Origin of the sequence: Lutibacter agarilyticus (assembly GCF_900188235.1) — a bacterium.
Classification (GTDB): domain Bacteria; phylum Bacteroidota; class Bacteroidia; order Flavobacteriales; family Flavobacteriaceae; genus Lutibacter; species Lutibacter agarilyticus.
In genome coordinates, this window is the sequence record NZ_FZNT01000004.1 from 44,758 (window position 1) to 62,439 (window position 17,682).

Genomic DNA, 17,682 nt, shown 5'->3' on the forward strand with positions numbered 1-17,682 from the left:
TTTTATACTTTTCTATTTTTATCGTAAGGAATACTTCTTAATACATGGTTAATAACACTTACTCTTGCAAAAGTTTTTCTATTTGCCTTAATTATTTTCCAAGGTACTACGCCATCTTTTGTTTTGGCAAACATTTTATTTTTATACTCGGTATAAACATCCCAATACTTCTGAGCCTTTTTATCTACAGCGGTCATTTTCCATTGCTTTAGAGGGTCATTTACAATGTCATGAAAACGTTTATTTTGCTCTCTTTTGGAAATTGACATATAGATTTTCACAAGTCTAATCCCAGACTCCGTAATCATACGCTCAAAATCATTTACCTGATTCATGAAAATTTCATGTTCTTCAATGGTACAAAAGCCGTTGACAGGTTCAACTACAGCCCTATTGTACCAACTTCTATCAAAAAAAACAATTTCACCTGCTTTTGGAAACTGTCTCACATAACGTTGAAAGTACCATTGTGTTTTTTCATCTTCGGAAGGTTTGCTTAAGGCTACAATTCTAAGTTGACGAGGGTTCATGCGCTCTGTAATTCTACGTATTGCTCCCCCTTTTCCTGCGGCATCTCTACCTTCAAAAACAACAATAATACGCTCATTTTCATCAATTGCCCAAGATTGTAATCTTATCAATTCAACCTGTAATTTCTTTAATTTTTTTTCGTATCTAACATACCGAAGCGCCTTTTCTATGTTAAAAGGTTCTTTAGACAATAAGGCTTTTAACCCTTTGCTTGAATTCAGAATATCAATATCTTCTTGCGTTAAGTTCAGTTCCATAATTAATCTATTTGTTTAGACGAACGATAATATCTCATAATAATATTTGGATCAGGTAATAAAGTAGTTAATGCTTCATTTTTACCATCATAATCAAATAATGAAAGAACGTATCTAATACACTCTAACCTAGCTACTTTTTTGTCATTTGCCCTTACAATAATCCACGGACTATAACTTGTATGTGTTTTACTAAACATTTGCTCTTTGTAATGGGTGTATTGATCCCAAAGTCGCTGCCCTTCTTTATCTACAGGACTAAATTTCCATCTTTTTAATGGTGTTTTTAGTCGTGCATTAAATCTACGTAATTGTTCATCTTTTGATATTGAAAACCAAAGCTTAATAAGTGTTGTACCGTCTTCGTATAACATGTGTTCAAACTCGGGTACTTGCAACATGAAATTTTGATATTGAGTTTCCGTACAGAACCCCATAACAGGCTCAACAACAGCCCTATTATACCAACTTCTATCAAAAAAAACCATTTGGCCTGGGTTTGGTAATTTTCGAATATAACGTCTAAAATACCATTGACCTCGCTCAACATCTGTAGGTTTCGTTAATGCTACTAAGCGTGTAGATCTAGGATTTAAGTGTTCTGTAAAACGACGAATGTTACCACCTTTACCAGCTGCATCACGTCCTTCAAAAATAATAGCAATTCGTTTGTTATTTTTCTTTACCCATTGCTGTAGTTTTACTAATTCTATTTGAAGTTTTTTTAACTCTTCCTCATAAAACAGTCTTTTCTTTACTTTGTCAATAGGAATTTTTTTACAAGTAATTGCATCAAATAATTCTTCATTTGAAGTTATATTCTGAAAATCTTCAAGCGTTAATTTAGGAGTCTCTTCCATTTATTCTATCTTTTCAATGGTTACACAATCAGCTGGGTTGTTAGAAATTTGCAATTTAGCATCGGAAGGAGAAATATAAGGAATTCCTAAACCTAGCCCTCGCAAAATAAACAATAATCCAATAATAACAACAAAAACAGGTATTACTTTCTGAATTTTTGCTCTAATAGATAAATTTACAAAATTTCCTATTAATACTGCTGCCGTCATTAAAGGAATTGTACCCAATCCGAATAAGAACATGTAAAAGGCTCCTTGAGAAGAATTACCTGTTGAAATTGAACCAATTAATGCCATGTACACTAATCCACAAGGTAAAAAACCATTAAAAAACCCAATTGAAAATATAGATTTATTGGACTTTTTATTTAAATAAAACCCTAGTTTTTTTTTGACTTGCCCTATAATTTTATACAAAGGCTTAGAAAAATTATACTTATTAAAAATTGAAGCGGGAATTACAATTAAAAGAATCATAATTACCCCCATTAAAATGGATAAACGCTGCTGAAAACCGGCTAAATATAATCCTTTACCAATAAAACCGAATAATAAACCAATTATTGAATAGCTTATCAATCTCCCTAAATGATACAAGAATATCTGGTAAAATAATCTAGTCTTTGTAGATCTATCAACTGGTAATACAAAAGCAATAGGTCCACACATACCAATACAATGAAAGCTTCCTGCTAGTCCTAATACCAGTGCGGTCCAAAGCATACTAGTAATTGATTTTTTCTTTTAACATATAAATGTTATCACCAACCTTCCATTCAACCTTCACATCCCATCTACCTACCACCAACATATCATCTTTTATTAAAACCTGATTCGCAACTAAATTGATTGGCAATGAAAAATCAATTTTATCATTTGACAATCTTTTAAAATCTATAGTTCCTGTTATTTTTGAAAAATCAAATTCTGAAGGAAATGAAACTAGCAAACCATCAGCTACTTTTTGCAGGGTAACATTCTCTTTTAAATCAAGACCTTTATTTTGCTTATCTATTTCTTGCTGATAATTTAACTCATCCATATAATAATTATCAGAAACTAAATGGTGATCATATTCTGGTAAAAAAGTTACTTTATATACAAATGACAGAATAAAAATAACAAATGAGGCAATAGCAATTATAATACCTGTAGGCCAACTTATTTTAAATTTCATACGTTATTTTAGTTTTAGATTGTAATAAAAAAATCATTATTACTTAATAATTAATGGTCCCATAAAATTAGTAGAAGTTTGTTCTATCAACTTATCATTAGAATAAATACCCATTTTTAATTTTTCTTTTGACGAATTTAAATCTTTTTTATCAATTTCAACAAATAAAGTTCCTTCCTTTAAACCTTGCTTTTTAACATCAACATTACCACCAACCATTTCAACAGAACCTTTGTGTGAAATTAACTTGATAGAAACATTGTTTATGTCTTCAGTTGTTTTATTGATAAACTTAACCGTATATACATTTTTAATGGTGGTTTCTGTGCTTTGAAAAGTTTGCCCTGGCAATCTTAAAATAGTAGCTTCAACATCGGTTCTTAAAAACAACATTGTAACCAATACACCAATTAAAATGGTTAAAATAACCGAATAAGCAATTAAACGTGCGTTGAATTTGAATGTTGCTTTTTTCTCAATATCATCTTCAGAAGCATAGCGTATTAAGCCTCTATCAAAACCTGTTTTGTCCATTATTTCATCACAAGCATCAATACAAGCGGTACAGTTAATGCATTCTAATTGGGTTCCGTTTCTAATATCAATACCTGTTGGACAAACATGTACACATTGTTTACAATCTATACAGTCTCCATTTCCTAAGGTAGCTCTATCTTCATCTTTTCGTAGTTTTTTCCTTCCATTTTCTCCTTCACCTCTTACAAAATCATACGCAACATTGATTGATTTATTGTCTAACAACACTCCTTGTAATCTTCCATACGGACAAACAATAATACATACTTGCTCTCTGAACCAAGCAAATACAAAATAAAATACAGCTGTAAAAACTAATAATTTAATAAGCATTCCTATGTTTGCTAAAGGGCCTTCAGTAATATAACCTAAGACCTCATCAGAACCAATAATATAAGCCAAAAACACATTTGAAATGATAAATGATATTAAAAAAAATGAAAACCATTTTAAGAATCTTTTTCTAATTTTTTCACCATTCCATTCTTGCTTTTCTAGCTTAATTTGCTTTGACCTATCACCTTCAATTAAATACTCAACTTTTCTAAATACCATTTCCATAAAAATGGTTTGTGGACACATCCATCCACAAAAAATTCGTCCGAAAACTACGGTAAATAATATCACAAAAACAACACTTACCAACATTGAAATCACTAATAAATGAAAATCTTGCGGCCAAAAAGGAAATCCAAAAATGTGAAATTTACGTTCAATTATATTGAACAATAAAAATTGATTTCCTTTAATTTTCACAAAAGGAGCAGCCAACAAAAAAGCCAACAATACCCAACTTACATACGTACGATACTTATATAAATCACCTTTAGGTTTTTTAGGAAAAATAAAATTTCTTTTCCCAGATTCGTCTATTGTTGCAATAGAATCTCTAAATACTTCTTTGTTTTCTTTATCCATATTTAATTTAAAATTCTTGAAATGATAATCACAAATTTATCAAGATTATTTGACTGCATTAGAAACTTAAGTGACAAAAAAAAGGAAAAGGAAGTTGTTTTTTAAAACTGATACTTCATTTTCCTTTTTATATAACTAAAATTATAAACTAATTTTATTGTTATCAATTAGTTTTTATTCTTCTGGCCAAGTAATGTCTCCTTCAGGAGCTTTTGGATTTGCAGGAGTTGATCCTTGCATTGAAATAATATAACTAGCCAATTGAATTCTTTCTTCTCTGGTAATTGTAGATTCCCAAGCAATCATACCTTTACCCGGTCTTCCTCCATTTGTTAAGGTATTAAAGATCGATTTAACATCACCTCCTAATATCCATTTATTATCAGTTAAATTAGGTCCAATACTACCTCCTAAATCAGCTAAATGACAAGCAAAACAAGTTTTTGAAGTAAACAATTCTTTTCCTTTTGCAATACTTTCAGCATCTGTTAAAACAACAATATTTGAATCATCAAATAATTGTGGATTTGCTGCTTTATAAGCATCAACCTCTGCTTTTCCTTGTGCTACTTCAGCTTTATATTCTTTCTCTTGGCTATATTCTTCTGAATTATAAAATACTTGAAAAATATAAAATACACTTATAGCAATGGTAATGTAAAAACCATACAACCACCAAGGCGGCAATACATTGTCTAATTCTCTAATACCATCATAATCGTGGTCTAATAATATATCTTCCTCTGTCCCTAACTCGTGGGCTTTTGTCATGGATTTCATGAACTTTTTCCAACCCGATAAATTTTCTGAACTTTTACTCATGGTTAATTTCTTTAATATTAGTTTCGTTATCTAAAGGTAATTGGCTTATTTCATCAATACTTCTTTTAGGTAATTTAAAAACAAATACAATCATTGTTATAAAAACCGTAAAAAACAATAATAATGAAATTATTGGATACATTTCAACACCATCAATACCTTCTAGATTATGTTTGATAAATTTTAACATCCTTTAATTATTTTAGTGCTGTTCTTCCTACTTTAATATCTGTACCTAAACGTTGTAAATAGGCAATTAAAGCTACAATCTCTTTATTTTGAATATTACTTGAACCGTAATTTTTCACAAACTCAGGATCTTGTCTTAGGTTATTCTCAATTTCTTTAGCTTGTGCCAATAATTGTTGTTTAGCTCCAGCAATATCTTCATCTGAATAAGGCACTCCTAAATTAACTAAACCACCCATTTTATCTTCAATATTTGAAGCATTTAAATCGTTTTTAATTAACCAAGAATAACGAGGCATAATTGAACCTGGAGATGTTGAACGTGGATCCATCATATGGTTAAAGTGCCAGTTATCGTTGTATTTACCACCAACTCTATGTACATCTGGTCCTGTTCTACGTGATCCCCACAAAAATGGGAAATCGTATACAAATTCACCTGCTTTTGAATATTCTCCATAACGCTCAACTTCTGAACGGAAAGGGCGAATCATTTGCGAGTGACAGTTATTACAACCTTCTCTAATATAAATATCTCTACCTTCTAATTCTAAAGGTGTATAAGGCTTTACACTTGATATTGTTGGAACATTTGATTTCACCAAAAATAACGGTACTATTTCAACCAAACCACCAATCAAAATTGCCACAGTAGTCAAAATAGAAAACAAAACTACTTTACGTTCTAACCAAGTATGAAAACCTTCACCAGCTATACGTTTTCCACTAATTTTTTTCAATGGAGCTGCTTCAGCTAATTCATCCTCAACCGTTGAACCTGCTTTGGCAGTTTTAATAATATTAATCGCCAATAAAACAAAACCTGTTAAATATAAAGTACCTCCAATAGCACGCATTGCGTACATTGGTATTACTTGTGTTACTGTTTCTAAGAAGTTACCGTAAACTAATGTACCATCAGGATTGAATTGTTTCCACAAAAAGGCTTGTGTAAATCCTGCAACATACAACGGAATTGCATAAAATAAAATACCTAAAGTACCTAACCAGAAGTGTGTATTGGCTAACTTTTTAGAGTACAATGGTGTTTTCCAAAGTTTTTCGGCTAACCAATAAACAATACCTGCAATCATAAATCCATTCCAAGCTAACGCTCCAATATGAACGTGACCTACAATCCAATCTGTATAATGACCTATTGCATTTAAGTTTTTAAATGATAACATTGGACCTTCAAACGTTGCCATACCATAACCTGTAATTGCAACTACAAAGAATTTTAACACTGGGTTTTCACGAACTTTATCCCACGCTCCACGAAGCGTTAATAAACCGTTAATCATACCACCCCAAGATGGGAAAATCAACATAATAGAAAATACAGTACCTAAGTTTTGTGCCCACTCTGGTAATGCTGTGTATAATAAATGGTGCGGTCCTGCCCATATGTATAAGAAAATTAATGTCCAGAAGTGAATTATAGAAAGTCTATAAGAATACACTGGTCTGTTTGCTACTTTAGGAACAAAGTAATACATTAAACCTAATACTGGAGTTGTTAAGAAAAATGCCACGGCATTATGTCCGTACCACCATTGTATCAAAGCATCTTGTACTCCTGAATATATAGAGTAACTTTTAAATGCTGTAATTGGCATTTCAAGATTATTAAATATGTAAAGTACAGCAATGGTTATTAGTGTTGCAATATAAAACCAAATTGCAACATAAATATGTCTTTGTCTTCTTTTTAAAATAGTACCAATAAGGTTAATCCCAAATATTACCCAAATAAATACAACGGCTAAATCTATTGGCCATTCTAATTCTGCATATTCTTTAGATGAAGTTAAACCTAGAGGTAACGTTATGGCTGCAGCTACAATAATTGCTTGCCATCCCCAAAAGTGAATTCTACTTAAAACGTCATTAAACATTCTTGCTTTAAGCAATCTTTGGGTTGAATAATAAATTCCAAGGAAAATTCCATTACCAACAAATGCAAAAATAACGGCATTGGTATGTAATGGACGCAAACGCCCGAAACTTAACCATGAAATAGCGTTATCAGCTCCTGCAAATTCTAATAATCCTGGGAAAACAAAAAGTAGCGCTACTAAAAGCCCTACTAACATACCTACAACTCCCCATAGAATTGTAGCCCAAAGAAACATTTTTACGATTTTATTATCATAATAAAACTGTTCTTTTTCCATACTTGTTTGATTAATTAAGTGTTAATTATTATTTAATTGTTTGTTCTCTTTTTTTGTGGTAACCAACTCGTCATCAAAAAGCATACGAACAGATGGCGTGTATGTATCATCATACTGCCCTGATTTGACTGATTTAATAAATGCGATGAAAAAAAATACGGCAACAATAATACTTACGCCTATTGTTATGTAGACTACCTCCATATTTAATTACGAGTTTTTATAGTTAGTTAACACAAATATAAATTTTATTTCTTAAATTAGTATGATAATTATCAATTTTAAAAAATAGCTGATTTTATTCTTAAATCCCCTCCTAAATTAAAGCTTTTTTGATATCCAATTCGTAAGAATTGTAACAAAAACAACTATAGATATGGAACTTAACGGCATTAGAATTGCAGCTACTACAGGAGTTAATTGCCCCGTTAAAGCAAAATACATTCCAATAATATTATAGCAAAAAGAAACAATAAAACTTGCTTTTATAACTCCTATTGTTTGTTTTGAAAGCATTAAAAACTCTGGAAATTTATGAAACAATTTAGCATCTAAAATAGCATCACAAGCTGGTGAAAAAACATTTACGTCTTCTGAAATGGCAATTCCAATAGTACTTTGAGCCAAAGCTCCAGCATCATTTAAACCATCTCCAACCATCATTACTTTATTGCCTTTACTTTGAAGTTCTTTAATAAACTGTAATTTATCCTCAGGTTTTTGATTAAAATAAAATTCAATATTTGTAGGCAATATTTTCTCTAAATAACTTTTTTCACCATCATTATCCCCCGATAAAATGATCAATTTGTATTGTCTTGATAGTTCACTAAAAACACTATCTAAACCACTTCTATAACTATTTTTGAACCTAAAACAACCTTTTAATTGATTGTTTATTTTAATATAAATTGAAGTTTCATTTGTTGTATTTGAATTCACCTCTAAAAAGCTAGATGACCCTAATTTTATATAATTATCATTTACTGCCGCTTGTATTCCTTTCCCCAAAATTTCTTCAAAATGTGTTGGCTTTTCCTCGAAGGGTTCTTCGGAAATAAAACGATATAAAGATCTGCTTAAAGGATGGTTTGAAGCTCGTAAAACTGTTTTCACCAACCTCAATTCTTCTTCAATCAAATTCTCGCCCTCATAGTTGATTTGAGTTTTATCGCTTGATGTAATTGTACCTGTTTTGTCAAAAATAATGGTATCTACTTTTGAAATATGTTCAATTGTTTCTGCATTCTTTAAGTAAAATTTATTGTACCCAAAAATACGCAACATATTTCCTATTGCAAACGGCGCCGATAATGCTAAAGCACAAGGACAAGCAATTATCAACACTGCAGTAATCACATTAAAAGCCATAGAAGAATCGGTTACATACCAATAAATTCCAGCAAATAGTGCAATTGTTAAAATAGCAATAGTAAAATATTTGCTAATCGTATCGGTTATATTTTTAATGGTAATTTCATTTGTTTTACTAAACACATCATTACTCCACAACTGTGTTAAATAACTTTGAGACATGGTGTTTACAACTTCCATTTCTATAGCCCCTGCAGTTTGCTTACCTCCTGCAAATAATTTATCTCCAGATTGTTTGGAAACTGGCACAGATTCTCCTGTAACAAAACTATAATCAATAGCTGCATTTCCATTTATTAATATTCCATCAACAGGAATTAATTCTTCGTTTCTAATTAGCAAACGATCACCTTTTACAATATCATTTACGGGTATACTCGCTTCAAAAGCATCTATTATTTTTGTTACAGCAATAGGGAAATACGATTTATAATCACGTTCAAATGATAAAAAATTATAGGTTTTTTGTTGAAAAAACTTCCCTATTAATAGAAAGAAAACCAAGCCTGTTAAACTATCAAAAAAACCACTTCCTATATCTAAAAATATTTCAATTGAGCTTCGTATAAATAATACTGAAATACCTATTGCAATAGGCACGTCTATGTTTAAAATACGATGTTTTAACCCTTTATAGGCAGATATAAAATAGTTTTTTGCTGAATAAAAAACAACAGGAATTGACATAGAAAACATTAAATACCTAAACAGATATTTATATTTTTCTAACCAAAAACCATCTACTTGAAAATACTCTGGAAAAGACAATAGCATGATGTTACCAAAACAAAATGCAGCAATGGCAACTTGATAAATTAATGTTTTATCAACTTTGTTTGTTTTAGCATCAGCATCATCTAAACTAATATAAGGTTCGTAACCAATTGAGGTAGATAGTTCTACTATTTCTTTTAAAGAAGTTCGCGCATTTTTAAATGTTACACGTAATGTTTTATTTGTAAAATTAACCATTGAAGTAGTAACTCCATTATTTAATTTACTTAAATTCTCGAGTACCCAAATACAAGAGCTACAATGAATACTAGGTATATAAAGTTCTACAACAGAAGTGTCACCATCATTAAATTCTAATAGCTTTTCTACAATAGTTTCGTTTTCTAAATAATTATATTTTCCTTGAATTTCAGATGGGATTGTACCTGGAGTTTTTTCAAAATCATAATAACAACCTAACTCACTAGTATTCAGTATTTCATAAACTGTTTTACACCCATTACAACAAAAGCTTTTTTCATCAAATAAAATTGCTTTTTTATCACAATCTAATCCACAATGATAACAACTTGTTTTACCCATTAATATTCCTATTTCATTGACAAATCTATTCAATTATTCCATTCTTTCTATGATAAATGTCATAAATTTTGTTACATTTGTAACATCACAACCACTAAAACAAAAATAGATAATATGCCTTCAAAGTGCAGACAATGCATCATTAAGAGGTTCAATGCACTTAAAACATTGACCCATGATGAATTAGAGAAATTTTCAGATCACAAAACTTCACTTCTTATAAAAAAAGGTGAGAATTTAATGACTGAAGGTAACTCCATAAATGGTTTATATTGTATTAAAGATGGGAAAGGAAAATTGACTAAACTTAATACGAATGGTAAAGAGCAAATTATAAAATTTGTAAAAGGAGGAGATATTTTAGGACATCGTTCAATTTTAAGTGAAGAATTGGTTGGCCTAAATGCTATTGCCTTAGAAGACATGCATGTTTGCTTTATACCTAAAGGTGATATTTTAGATACTATTAGGGAAAATAATAACTTCTCATTAGATTTAATGCGAAATATTTCACATCAATTAAATGAAGCAAATACTTCTATTTCACAAATGGCTCAAAAGCCTGTAAAAGATCGTTTGGCTGAAACGCTACTTCATTTAGAAACTATTTTTGGATTAGATAATGAAGATTGTATTGATGTTGTTTTAACTAGAGAAGAAATTGCAAATACTATTGGTACAGCAACTGAATCTGCCATTAGACTGCTTTCAAACTTAAAAAAAGATGGTGTTATTGATTTAATTGGAAAAAAAATAAAGATCTTAAATAAAAATTCTCTTAAAAATATTTCTGAAGGCTATTAATTTAGTTTTTATTCATAAAAAAGCCTTTTAGAAATCTAAAAGGCTTTTTTTATACTTGTTTTAATTATTACATCATTGAAGCTGCAATACGCTTATAAATCCCTTTTTCTAATTTCTCACGAATTGCTGAAAAAGATTCGATTGTTATTTTAACATCTTCTAAATTATGAGTTGCCGTAGGAATTAATCGTAAAATAATTAATCCTTTAGGTATTACAGGATATACAACTATTGAACAGAAAATACCATAATTCTCACGTAAATCATTTACCATAGCCATTGCCTCTGGAATATCTCCTTCTAAGAATACTGGTGTAACACAGGTATTTGTTTTACCAATATTAAAACCATTTTCTTTTAAACCATTTTGAAGTGCATCAACATTTTCCCAAAGTTTTGCTTTTAACTCAGGCATTGTTCTTAACATATCTAAACGTTTTAGAGCTCCTTTTACCAAGGTCATTGGTAAAGATTTCGCAAACATTTGAGAACGCATATTGTATTGTAAGTATTGAATAATATCTTTATCTGCTGCGAAAAAAGCTCCAATACTTGCCATAGATTTTGCAAACGTAGCAAAATAAACATCAATACCGTCTTGCACACCTTGCTCAAAACCAGCTCCTCTTCCTCCTTCACCTAAAGTTCCAAAACCGTGCGCATCATCAACTAAAAATCTGAAATTGTATTTCTCTTTTAATGCAACTATTTCTTTTAATTTACCTTGTTCACCACGCATTCCAAAAACACCTTCAGAGATTACTAAAATACCTCCGTTGTTATCTTCTGCTATTTTTGTAGCTCTTTGTAAGTTTTTTTCTAAGCTTTCAATATCGTTGTGTTGGTAAGTAAACCTTTTACCGTGGTGTAATCTAACACCATCAATAATACAAGCGTGTGCATCAATGTCGTATACTATAACGTCATTTTTACTAACTAAAGCATCAATAGCTGAAACCATTCCTTGGTAGCCAAAATTCACTAAATAAGCAGATTCCTTATCTACAAACTCCGCACATTCCTGTTCTAACTGCTCATGAAACTTTGTATGACCAGACATCATTCTTGCACCCATTGGATAGGCCATACCATATTCAGCAGCAGCTTCAGCATCAGCCTTTCTTACTTCTGGATGATTTGCTAAACCTAAATAATCGTTAATACTCCAGGTGATAACTTTTTTACCATTAAATATCATTCTGTTAGATATATCTCCTTCTAGTTTAGGAAATACGTAATATCCTTCAGCTTGTTTAGCCCATTTACCTAATGGACCTTTATCTTTTACTATTCTTTCAAATAAATCTTTCATTTATATAAATATTTAACATAAGCATAATATAATAACCATACTTAAGAGCATGCAAATTACGTGATTTTTTTTCGGCTAACAAACGTTATAGATACAAAAAAAGAGGTTAAAATATTAATTTTAACCTCTTTTTTTATATTTCTGTTTGAATACTTACTTTACATATTCAACAACTGCGTGTGCTTGTTTTTGTGAATCAAAAAAACCTTGTTCTTTCATCCAGTCGTCACAATATATTTTTTCCATATAACGAGAACCGTGGTCAGGTAATATCAATACTACTTTTGAATTCTCATTAAAATAACCTTGTTCTGAATATTGCATTGTAGCTTGAATAATTGCTCCACTTGTATATCCTGTAAATAACCCTTCAGTTACTGCCAACTCTCTTGCTCTATGGGCTGATGCTTCATCTGTTACTTTTTCAAAAACATCAATTACACTAAAATCTGTAGCTGTTGGAATTAAATTCTTCCCTAAACCTTCTATTCTGTATGGATAAATTTCATCTTTATCAAACTCTCCTGTCTCGTGGAATTTCTTTAAAATTGATCCAAATGCATCAACACCTAACACTTTAATATCTGGGTTTTGTTCTTTTAAATATTTTGCTACTCCAGAAATTGTTCCTCCAGTACCACTTGCAGCTACTAAATGAGTTATTTCACCATTTGTTTGCTTCCAAATTTCAGGACCTGTTGAATTATAATGTGCTTCAGCGTTTAATTTATTAAAGTATTGGTTGATGTAAACTGAATTTGCTGTTTCAGCATGCAATCTTTTAGCAACTTCATAATATGATCTTGGGTCATCGGCTTTTACGTGTGCTGGACACACATATACCTTTGCTCCCATTGCTTTTAACATATTAATTTTTCCAGATGCTGCTTTTGAACTTACAGCTAAAATACAGTTATATCCTTTTATTATACTAACTAAAGCCATACTGAAACCAGTATTACCTGAGGTAGTTTCAATAACAGTACTTCCTTCTTTTAATATACCCTGCCTCTCTGCTTCTTCAATGATATGTAATGCAATTCGATCTTTCATCGAATGTCCAGGATTAAATCCTTCGTACTTCGCATAAAAATTACCTGGAAGATCTTTTGTTATTTTATTAAGCTTAATAAGGGGAGTATTACCTATAAGGTCTAGAATATTGTTACTTATACCAGTATTTTTTGTCATTTTCAATAGTTTAATTAAAACATCAAAATTCTGATATTACGAATTTTGATTAATTACTACAACGTGCAAATTTAATAATTTTTTTTAAATGTTTATGTAACTTCTAGATCAATAATAAAACTATAGTCTCTAGCAGTCTCTTTTAAAGCATCAAAACGCCCAGAAGCCCCACCATGACCGGTTTCCATATCGGTATGTAATAATAATAAGTTTTCATTAGTTTTCAACTCTCTTAACTTAGCAACCCATTTTGCAGGTTCAAAATACTGCACTTGAGAGTCATGTAAGCCTGTTGTAACTAACAAATTCGGGTAATTTAAACTTTTTACGTTATCATAAGGAGAATACTCCTTCATATAATCGTAATATTTTTTTTCGTTAGGATTTCCCCATTCATCATACTCACCTGTTGTTAATGGAATGGTATCATCTAACATTGTGGTAACCACATCAACAAAAGGAACTGCTGCAATAGCTCCGTTAAACAGTTCTGGTTCCATATTTATTACCGTACCAATTAACAAACCTCCTGCTGAACCACCATAACCATATAAATGTTTACTAGATGTATACCCTTCACTTATTAAATACTTTGCACAATCTATAAAATCATTAAATGTATTTTTTTTCTGTAATAATTTACCGTTTTCGTACCAATTACGACCTAGGTATTCGCTACCTCTAATATGCGCAATAGCATATACAAAACCTCTGTCTAATAAACTTAAACGGGTTGAACTAAAGCCGGCATCTATAGTATGACCATAAGAACCATAACCGTATAATAACAATGGTGTGTTTTTAGAAAGTTCTGTGTTTTTATGATACACTAAAGAAATTGCAACTTTTTCTCCATCAACCGCAGTTGCCCACAAACGCTCACTTTTATAATTTTCTTTATCAAACTTACCACCTAAAACTTCGCTTTCTTTTTTAATGGTTTTTGTTTGATCATCTACATTAAAATCGATAACTGAACTTGGAGTTGTCATAGAATTGTATCCATAACGAATGATATTGGTATCAAACTCTGGATTTGAATAAACACCAGCAGCATAAGTTTCTTCTTCAAAAGGAAGGTAATAATCTGCGGAATTATCCCAACGAATAATTCTAATTTTATTTAACCCCTGCGAACGCTCTTCTAACACTAAAAAATCTTTAAAAATTGAAATATCTTCTAACAAAACATCTTCTCTGTGCGGAATTACATCAACCCAATTTTCTTTTGAAGTTTGTGTATCCGGAGTTTTCATTAATTTAAAATTAGTCGCATTATCTTTATTCGTCATTACATAAAAATCTGAATCGTAATGCGCAATGCTGTATTCTAAATCTCGTTCTCTTGGTTGAAAAACACGAGTTTCACCTGTAGGATTATCGGCTTCTAAAATTCGATACTCTGTAGAAACCGTGCTATACGAACCAATGATAATGAATTTTTCAGATTTTGAACGATACACATATACGCTAAAAGCTTCGTCTTTTTCTTCAAAAACAAGTTCATCCTCAGCAGGATTTGTACCTAAAACATGCCTAAATATTTTTTCGCTTCGTAACGTTGTAGGATTTTTTTGTGTGTAAAACACCGTATTATTGTCACTTGCCCAACTAGCACCTCCTGTAGTATTTTCAATTTTTTCAGGATATAATTCTCCTGTTTCTAAATTTTTAAATTGAAGTGTATATTGTCTTCTACTAACAGCATCGGTTCCAAAAGCAACCAACTTATTATTAGGACTAACCGAGAGTCCGCCTAACTGAAAATAATTATGCCCTTCGGCTAATTTATTAACATCGAATAAAATTTCTTCTTTAGCTTCTAAGTTTTGAAATTTACGAGAATACACAGGGTATTGATCTCCCTTTTTGAACTTTGTAATGTAAAAATAATTGTTCTTTTTATAAGGAACCGACTCATCATCTTCCTTAATTCGAGCCTTCATTTCTGCAAATAGCTCCTCTTGCAACTCATTCGTATGCGCTGTTACTTCATCAAAATAAGCATTTTCAGCATTTAAATAATCTATTACTTTTGGGTTTTCTTTTTCGTTCAACCAATAGTAATTATCTATTCTTACATCGCCGTGCATCTCCAACTTCTTTGCAATTTTCTCGGCTTTTGGCAATCTTACTTTATTCACTAACATTTATGTTATTTTTCTAAACTCCAAAAATACTATATTTGCAAACGCAACTTGTTAAAAATATAATAAAATGTTTGGAGATTTATCTGGAATGATGGGCAAATTAAAAGAAGCTCAACAAAAAATTGAAGAAACAAAAATTAGATTAAACACTATTTTAATTGATGGTGATGCCGGAAATGGAATGGTAAAAGTGACCGTTACTGCAAACAGACAGGTGAAAAATATTTCTATTTCAGAAGATTTAATAGATAAAGAAGAAATTGAAGATTATTTAATACTTGCTTTAAACACAGCTTTAGATAAAGCCAACAGTGTTAGTGAAGCCGAATTGGCTGCTGCTGCAAAAGACGGAATGCCAAATATTCCTGGAATGGATATGTTTGGGAAATAAATATTAGATATTAGATTTTTGAAGTTTGATATTTGATACTTGATATTAGAAGTTTGAAGTTTCTAATTTCTATTTATTTCGAAATAACAACTTCGGCCTCCCAACTTTTGACTTTAGACTTAAAACTTTAGACTTCTATGCTACTCTAGCCAATTTTTAAAATCTTTTACTCGTTCTCTGCTCACAATAATTTCAGATTCGTTATACGTTTGAAGTTGTAATTTTAAGCGGCTATTTGAATACGCTATCATATCTTTTATAGCGTTTATATTTACTACAAATTTTCGGTTTACTCTAAAGAATGTTTCAGGCTGTAGTGTATCTTCTAAGTGGTCTAAGGTGTTTTCTAACAGATAACTTCTGTTGTCAATAGTATGAATGTGAGTTGCTTTATTTTCACTAAAAAAACATTCAATAGCATCTACTGAAATCATTTTTAAATGTTGCCCAATTTTTACCGTAAACCGTTTTTTATAATTCTTTTGCGAAGGCGCTACCAACAATTTTAACTGTTCTAAATCAATTCTGCTTTGCGATTCACCGTGTTGAAATTCTTTAAATTTAGAAATTGCATGTGCTAACTCGTCACTATCAATTGGTTTTAATAAATAATCGATACTATTTAGTTTGAACGCTTTTAGCGCATATTCATCATACGCTGTTGTAAAAATAATAGCGCTCTTTACGTCTATTTCTTCAAAAATTTCGAACGACAAACCATCAGACAATTGAATGTCTAAAAATAATAAATCAGGATGCTCATGATTGCTAAACCAGTTTACAGCTTCTTCTACAGAATGCAACATCGTTAATGGTTCAATTTCTAACTCATGTAACATTCTACTCAACCTACGAGCTGCAGGTTTTTCATCTTCTATAATTACTACTTTCATTTTTAGTATTTAATAGTTGGACTTTAGACTTCAGCCTTTCAAAGGCTACTCCCAAAATTCTTTTTTATCCTTATCCATAATTTCTTTTATTTTACGCTCCTCCCAGTCTTTTCCTAATAAAAACTTCATTCCAAATACATTAAATGCATGAAAAACAATCCCTATTCCCCAAAATATTAACGTATTGTACGATTGCCATTCCCAAAATATTTTCCATCCGCCATAAGAAACTGCGCTTGAAATTAATAAAAAAGCATTGACGATAACAAAAACAGTTAAATGAACATAAAAACCTTTGATAGACTTTACCCGTTTTTTGGCTCTAATATATTTTTGCTCTTCTAAATTTGAATTTTCCATCTTCTTAAAATTTACTATTTTTATCTTCATCCATTATTTCCTGGATTTTGCGTTGCTCCCAATCTTTTCCGAAGATTAAATTATTTCCAAACACACCAAATGCGTGGAAACAAACACCTATACCCCAACCTATCATTGGCCAATAAAACCACCAAACTCCTGGAGATGTCATATAATTTATAAAAAATAAAAAAGGAATTACTAAACAGTATGCTAATAAATTAGCATAAAACCCTTTTATATTATCAACTTTTTTCTTTGCTCTAATGTATTTATCCTCTTCTGTAAAATATGTTTTCATTGTTTTTATCGTTTTAGCTACTGGCTTTTGCCTTTAGCTAGTTGCTTAATATTTTTGTTATAAAATTATCGCTTCAACTTCGCTTAGAAATCAGCATACTTTTGACTTTCAGCTTTTGACT

The 17,682-nt window shown here is 30.9% G+C and carries 18 protein-coding genes; 2 read left to right on the top strand and 16 right to left on the bottom strand.

Translation table 11 applies throughout. The features are described from left to right. Positions 1 to 2: 2 nt before the first annotated feature. The 10 genes from ppk2 (CHB67_RS07545) to CHB67_RS07590 all read right to left on the bottom strand — a co-directional run bounded on the left by ppk2 (CHB67_RS07545) (position 3) and on the right by CHB67_RS07590 (position 10,159). On the bottom strand, positions 3 to 788 hold the full coding sequence (gene ppk2 / locus CHB67_RS07545; RefSeq protein WP_089381156.1) for a polyphosphate kinase 2: 786 nt from the start codon (positions 786 to 788) through the stop codon (positions 3 to 5). 2 nt (positions 789 to 790) lie between these two features. Continuing rightward, positions 791 to 1,648 (bottom strand): polyphosphate kinase 2, encoded by an 858-nt coding sequence (gene ppk2 / locus CHB67_RS07550; protein WP_089381157.1) that lies wholly within the window; start codon positions 1,646 to 1,648, stop codon positions 791 to 793. Further along, on the bottom strand, positions 1,649 to 2,371 hold the full coding sequence (locus CHB67_RS07555) for a sulfite exporter TauE/SafE family protein (RefSeq protein ID WP_089381158.1): 723 nt from the start codon (positions 2,369 to 2,371) through the stop codon (positions 1,649 to 1,651). A gap of 1 nt (position 2,372) precedes the next feature. Continuing rightward, entirely contained in the window at positions 2,373 to 2,825 is a 453-nt protein-coding gene (locus tag CHB67_RS07560) for a FixH family protein (protein WP_089381159.1), read from the bottom strand. A gap of 39 nt (positions 2,826 to 2,864) precedes the next feature. Beyond that, complete coding sequence (gene ccoG / locus CHB67_RS07565) at positions 2,865 to 4,280, bottom strand: cytochrome c oxidase accessory protein CcoG (RefSeq protein ID WP_089381160.1); 1,416 nt, start codon at positions 4,278 to 4,280, stop codon at positions 2,865 to 2,867. A gap of 174 nt (positions 4,281 to 4,454) precedes the next feature. Next, complete coding sequence (locus tag CHB67_RS07570; RefSeq protein ID WP_089381161.1) at positions 4,455 to 5,102, bottom strand: cbb3-type cytochrome c oxidase N-terminal domain-containing protein; 648 nt, start codon at positions 5,100 to 5,102, stop codon at positions 4,455 to 4,457. Then, positions 5,095 to 5,292 carry a CcoQ/FixQ family Cbb3-type cytochrome c oxidase assembly chaperone gene (locus CHB67_RS07575; protein ID WP_089381162.1) on the bottom strand — a complete coding sequence of 66 codons (198 nt, stop codon included), beginning with the start codon at positions 5,290 to 5,292 and terminating at the stop codon, positions 5,095 to 5,097. The genes CHB67_RS07570 and CHB67_RS07575 overlap by 8 nt, the downstream gene beginning before the upstream one ends. A gap of 7 nt (positions 5,293 to 5,299) precedes the next feature. Further along, on the bottom strand, positions 5,300 to 7,468 hold the full coding sequence (gene ccoN / locus CHB67_RS07580) for a cytochrome-c oxidase, cbb3-type subunit I (RefSeq protein WP_089381163.1): 2,169 nt from the start codon (positions 7,466 to 7,468) through the stop codon (positions 5,300 to 5,302). 21 nt (positions 7,469 to 7,489) lie between these two features. Next, a complete protein-coding gene (gene ccoS / locus CHB67_RS07585; RefSeq protein WP_089381164.1) occupies positions 7,490 to 7,672 on the bottom strand; it encodes a cbb3-type cytochrome oxidase assembly protein CcoS in 183 nt (60 codons plus the stop codon). 117 nt (positions 7,673 to 7,789) lie between these two features. After that, positions 7,790 to 10,159, bottom strand: coding sequence for a heavy metal translocating P-type ATPase (locus CHB67_RS07590; RefSeq protein WP_089381165.1), 2,370 nt, complete (start codon positions 10,157 to 10,159; stop codon positions 7,790 to 7,792). A gap of 114 nt (positions 10,160 to 10,273) precedes the next feature. On the opposite strand from CHB67_RS07590, the gene CHB67_RS07595 reads away from it, so the two are divergent. After that, positions 10,274 to 10,963, top strand: coding sequence for a Crp/Fnr family transcriptional regulator (locus tag CHB67_RS07595; RefSeq protein ID WP_089381166.1), 690 nt, complete (start codon positions 10,274 to 10,276; stop codon positions 10,961 to 10,963). A gap of 67 nt (positions 10,964 to 11,030) precedes the next feature. Here the strand turns inward: CHB67_RS07595 and CHB67_RS07600 are convergent, their stop codons facing one another. The 3 genes from CHB67_RS07600 to CHB67_RS07610 form a co-directional block, all read right to left on the bottom strand. Next, positions 11,031 to 12,275, bottom strand: coding sequence for an aminotransferase class I/II-fold pyridoxal phosphate-dependent enzyme (locus CHB67_RS07600; RefSeq protein WP_089381167.1), 1,245 nt, complete (start codon positions 12,273 to 12,275; stop codon positions 11,031 to 11,033). 153 nt (positions 12,276 to 12,428) lie between these two features. After that, positions 12,429 to 13,466 (bottom strand): PLP-dependent cysteine synthase family protein, encoded by a 1,038-nt coding sequence (locus CHB67_RS07605; protein WP_089381168.1) that lies wholly within the window; start codon positions 13,464 to 13,466, stop codon positions 12,429 to 12,431. Positions 13,467 to 13,558: 92 nt separating this feature from the next. Continuing rightward, positions 13,559 to 15,616 (bottom strand): S9 family peptidase, encoded by a 2,058-nt coding sequence (locus CHB67_RS07610; RefSeq protein WP_089381169.1) that lies wholly within the window; start codon positions 15,614 to 15,616, stop codon positions 13,559 to 13,561. 67 nt (positions 15,617 to 15,683) lie between these two features. On the opposite strand from CHB67_RS07610, the gene CHB67_RS07615 reads away from it, so the two are divergent. Beyond that, a complete protein-coding gene (locus CHB67_RS07615; protein ID WP_089381170.1) occupies positions 15,684 to 16,007 on the top strand; it encodes a YbaB/EbfC family nucleoid-associated protein in 324 nt (107 codons plus the stop codon). A 140-nt stretch (positions 16,008 to 16,147) separates the two neighbouring features. Here the strand turns inward: CHB67_RS07615 and CHB67_RS07620 are convergent, their stop codons facing one another. Genes CHB67_RS07620 through CHB67_RS07630 form a run of 3 tightly spaced genes read right to left on the bottom strand, consistent with a single transcriptional unit; the run spans position 16,148 to position 17,561 of the window. Continuing rightward, the gene (locus tag CHB67_RS07620) at positions 16,148 to 16,900 is read right to left on the bottom strand and encodes a LytR/AlgR family response regulator transcription factor (protein ID WP_089381171.1); all 753 of its coding nucleotides are present in this window, start codon (positions 16,898 to 16,900) and stop codon (positions 16,148 to 16,150) included. A gap of 45 nt (positions 16,901 to 16,945) precedes the next feature. Further along, the gene (locus CHB67_RS07625; RefSeq protein WP_089381493.1) at positions 16,946 to 17,260 is read right to left on the bottom strand and encodes a 2TM domain-containing protein; all 315 of its coding nucleotides are present in this window, start codon (positions 17,258 to 17,260) and stop codon (positions 16,946 to 16,948) included. Between the two features lie 4 nt (positions 17,261 to 17,264). Beyond that, positions 17,265 to 17,561: a 2TM domain-containing protein gene (locus CHB67_RS07630; protein ID WP_089381172.1), complete on the bottom strand. Its 297-nt coding sequence runs from the start codon at positions 17,559 to 17,561 to the stop codon at positions 17,265 to 17,267. Between the last annotated feature and the right edge of the window lie 121 nt (positions 17,562 to 17,682).

Bases quoted from the DNA above. Each gene is read 5' to 3' on its own strand.
- ppk2 (WP_089381156.1), bottom strand. From the start codon at position 788: ATGGAACTGAACTTAACGCAAGAAGATATTGATATTCTGAATTCAAGC.
- ppk2 (WP_089381157.1), bottom strand. From the start codon at position 1,648: ATGGAAGAGACTCCTAAATTAACGCTTGAAGATTTTCAGAATATAACT.
- CHB67_RS07555 (WP_089381158.1), bottom strand. From the start codon at position 2,371: ATGCTTTGGACCGCACTGGTATTAGGACTAGCAGGAAGCTTTCATTGT.
- CHB67_RS07560 (WP_089381159.1), bottom strand. From the start codon at position 2,825: ATGAAATTTAAAATAAGTTGGCCTACAGGTATTATAATTGCTATTGCC.
- ccoG (WP_089381160.1), bottom strand. From the start codon at position 4,280: ATGGATAAAGAAAACAAAGAAGTATTTAGAGATTCTATTGCAACAATA.
- CHB67_RS07570 (WP_089381161.1), bottom strand. From the start codon at position 5,102: ATGAGTAAAAGTTCAGAAAATTTATCGGGTTGGAAAAAGTTCATGAAA.
- CHB67_RS07575 (WP_089381162.1), bottom strand. From the start codon at position 5,292: ATGTTAAAATTTATCAAACATAATCTAGAAGGTATTGATGGTGTTGAA.
- ccoN (WP_089381163.1), bottom strand. From the start codon at position 7,468: ATGGAAAAAGAACAGTTTTATTATGATAATAAAATCGTAAAAATGTTT.
- ccoS (WP_089381164.1), bottom strand. From the start codon at position 7,672: ATGGAGGTAGTCTACATAACAATAGGCGTAAGTATTATTGTTGCCGTA.
- CHB67_RS07590 (WP_089381165.1), bottom strand. From the start codon at position 10,159: ATGGGTAAAACAAGTTGTTATCATTGTGGATTAGATTGTGATAAAAAA.
- CHB67_RS07595 (WP_089381166.1), top strand. From the start codon at position 10,274: ATGCCTTCAAAGTGCAGACAATGCATCATTAAGAGGTTCAATGCACTT.
- CHB67_RS07600 (WP_089381167.1), bottom strand. From the start codon at position 12,275: ATGAAAGATTTATTTGAAAGAATAGTAAAAGATAAAGGTCCATTAGGT.
- CHB67_RS07605 (WP_089381168.1), bottom strand. From the start codon at position 13,466: ATGACAAAAAATACTGGTATAAGTAACAATATTCTAGACCTTATAGGT.
- CHB67_RS07610 (WP_089381169.1), bottom strand. From the start codon at position 15,616: ATGTTAGTGAATAAAGTAAGATTGCCAAAAGCCGAGAAAATTGCAAAG.
- CHB67_RS07615 (WP_089381170.1), top strand. From the start codon at position 15,684: ATGTTTGGAGATTTATCTGGAATGATGGGCAAATTAAAAGAAGCTCAA.
- CHB67_RS07620 (WP_089381171.1), bottom strand. From the start codon at position 16,900: ATGAAAGTAGTAATTATAGAAGATGAAAAACCTGCAGCTCGTAGGTTG.
- CHB67_RS07625 (WP_089381493.1), bottom strand. From the start codon at position 17,260: ATGGAAAATTCAAATTTAGAAGAGCAAAAATATATTAGAGCCAAAAAA.
- CHB67_RS07630 (WP_089381172.1), bottom strand. From the start codon at position 17,561: ATGAAAACATATTTTACAGAAGAGGATAAATACATTAGAGCAAAGAAA.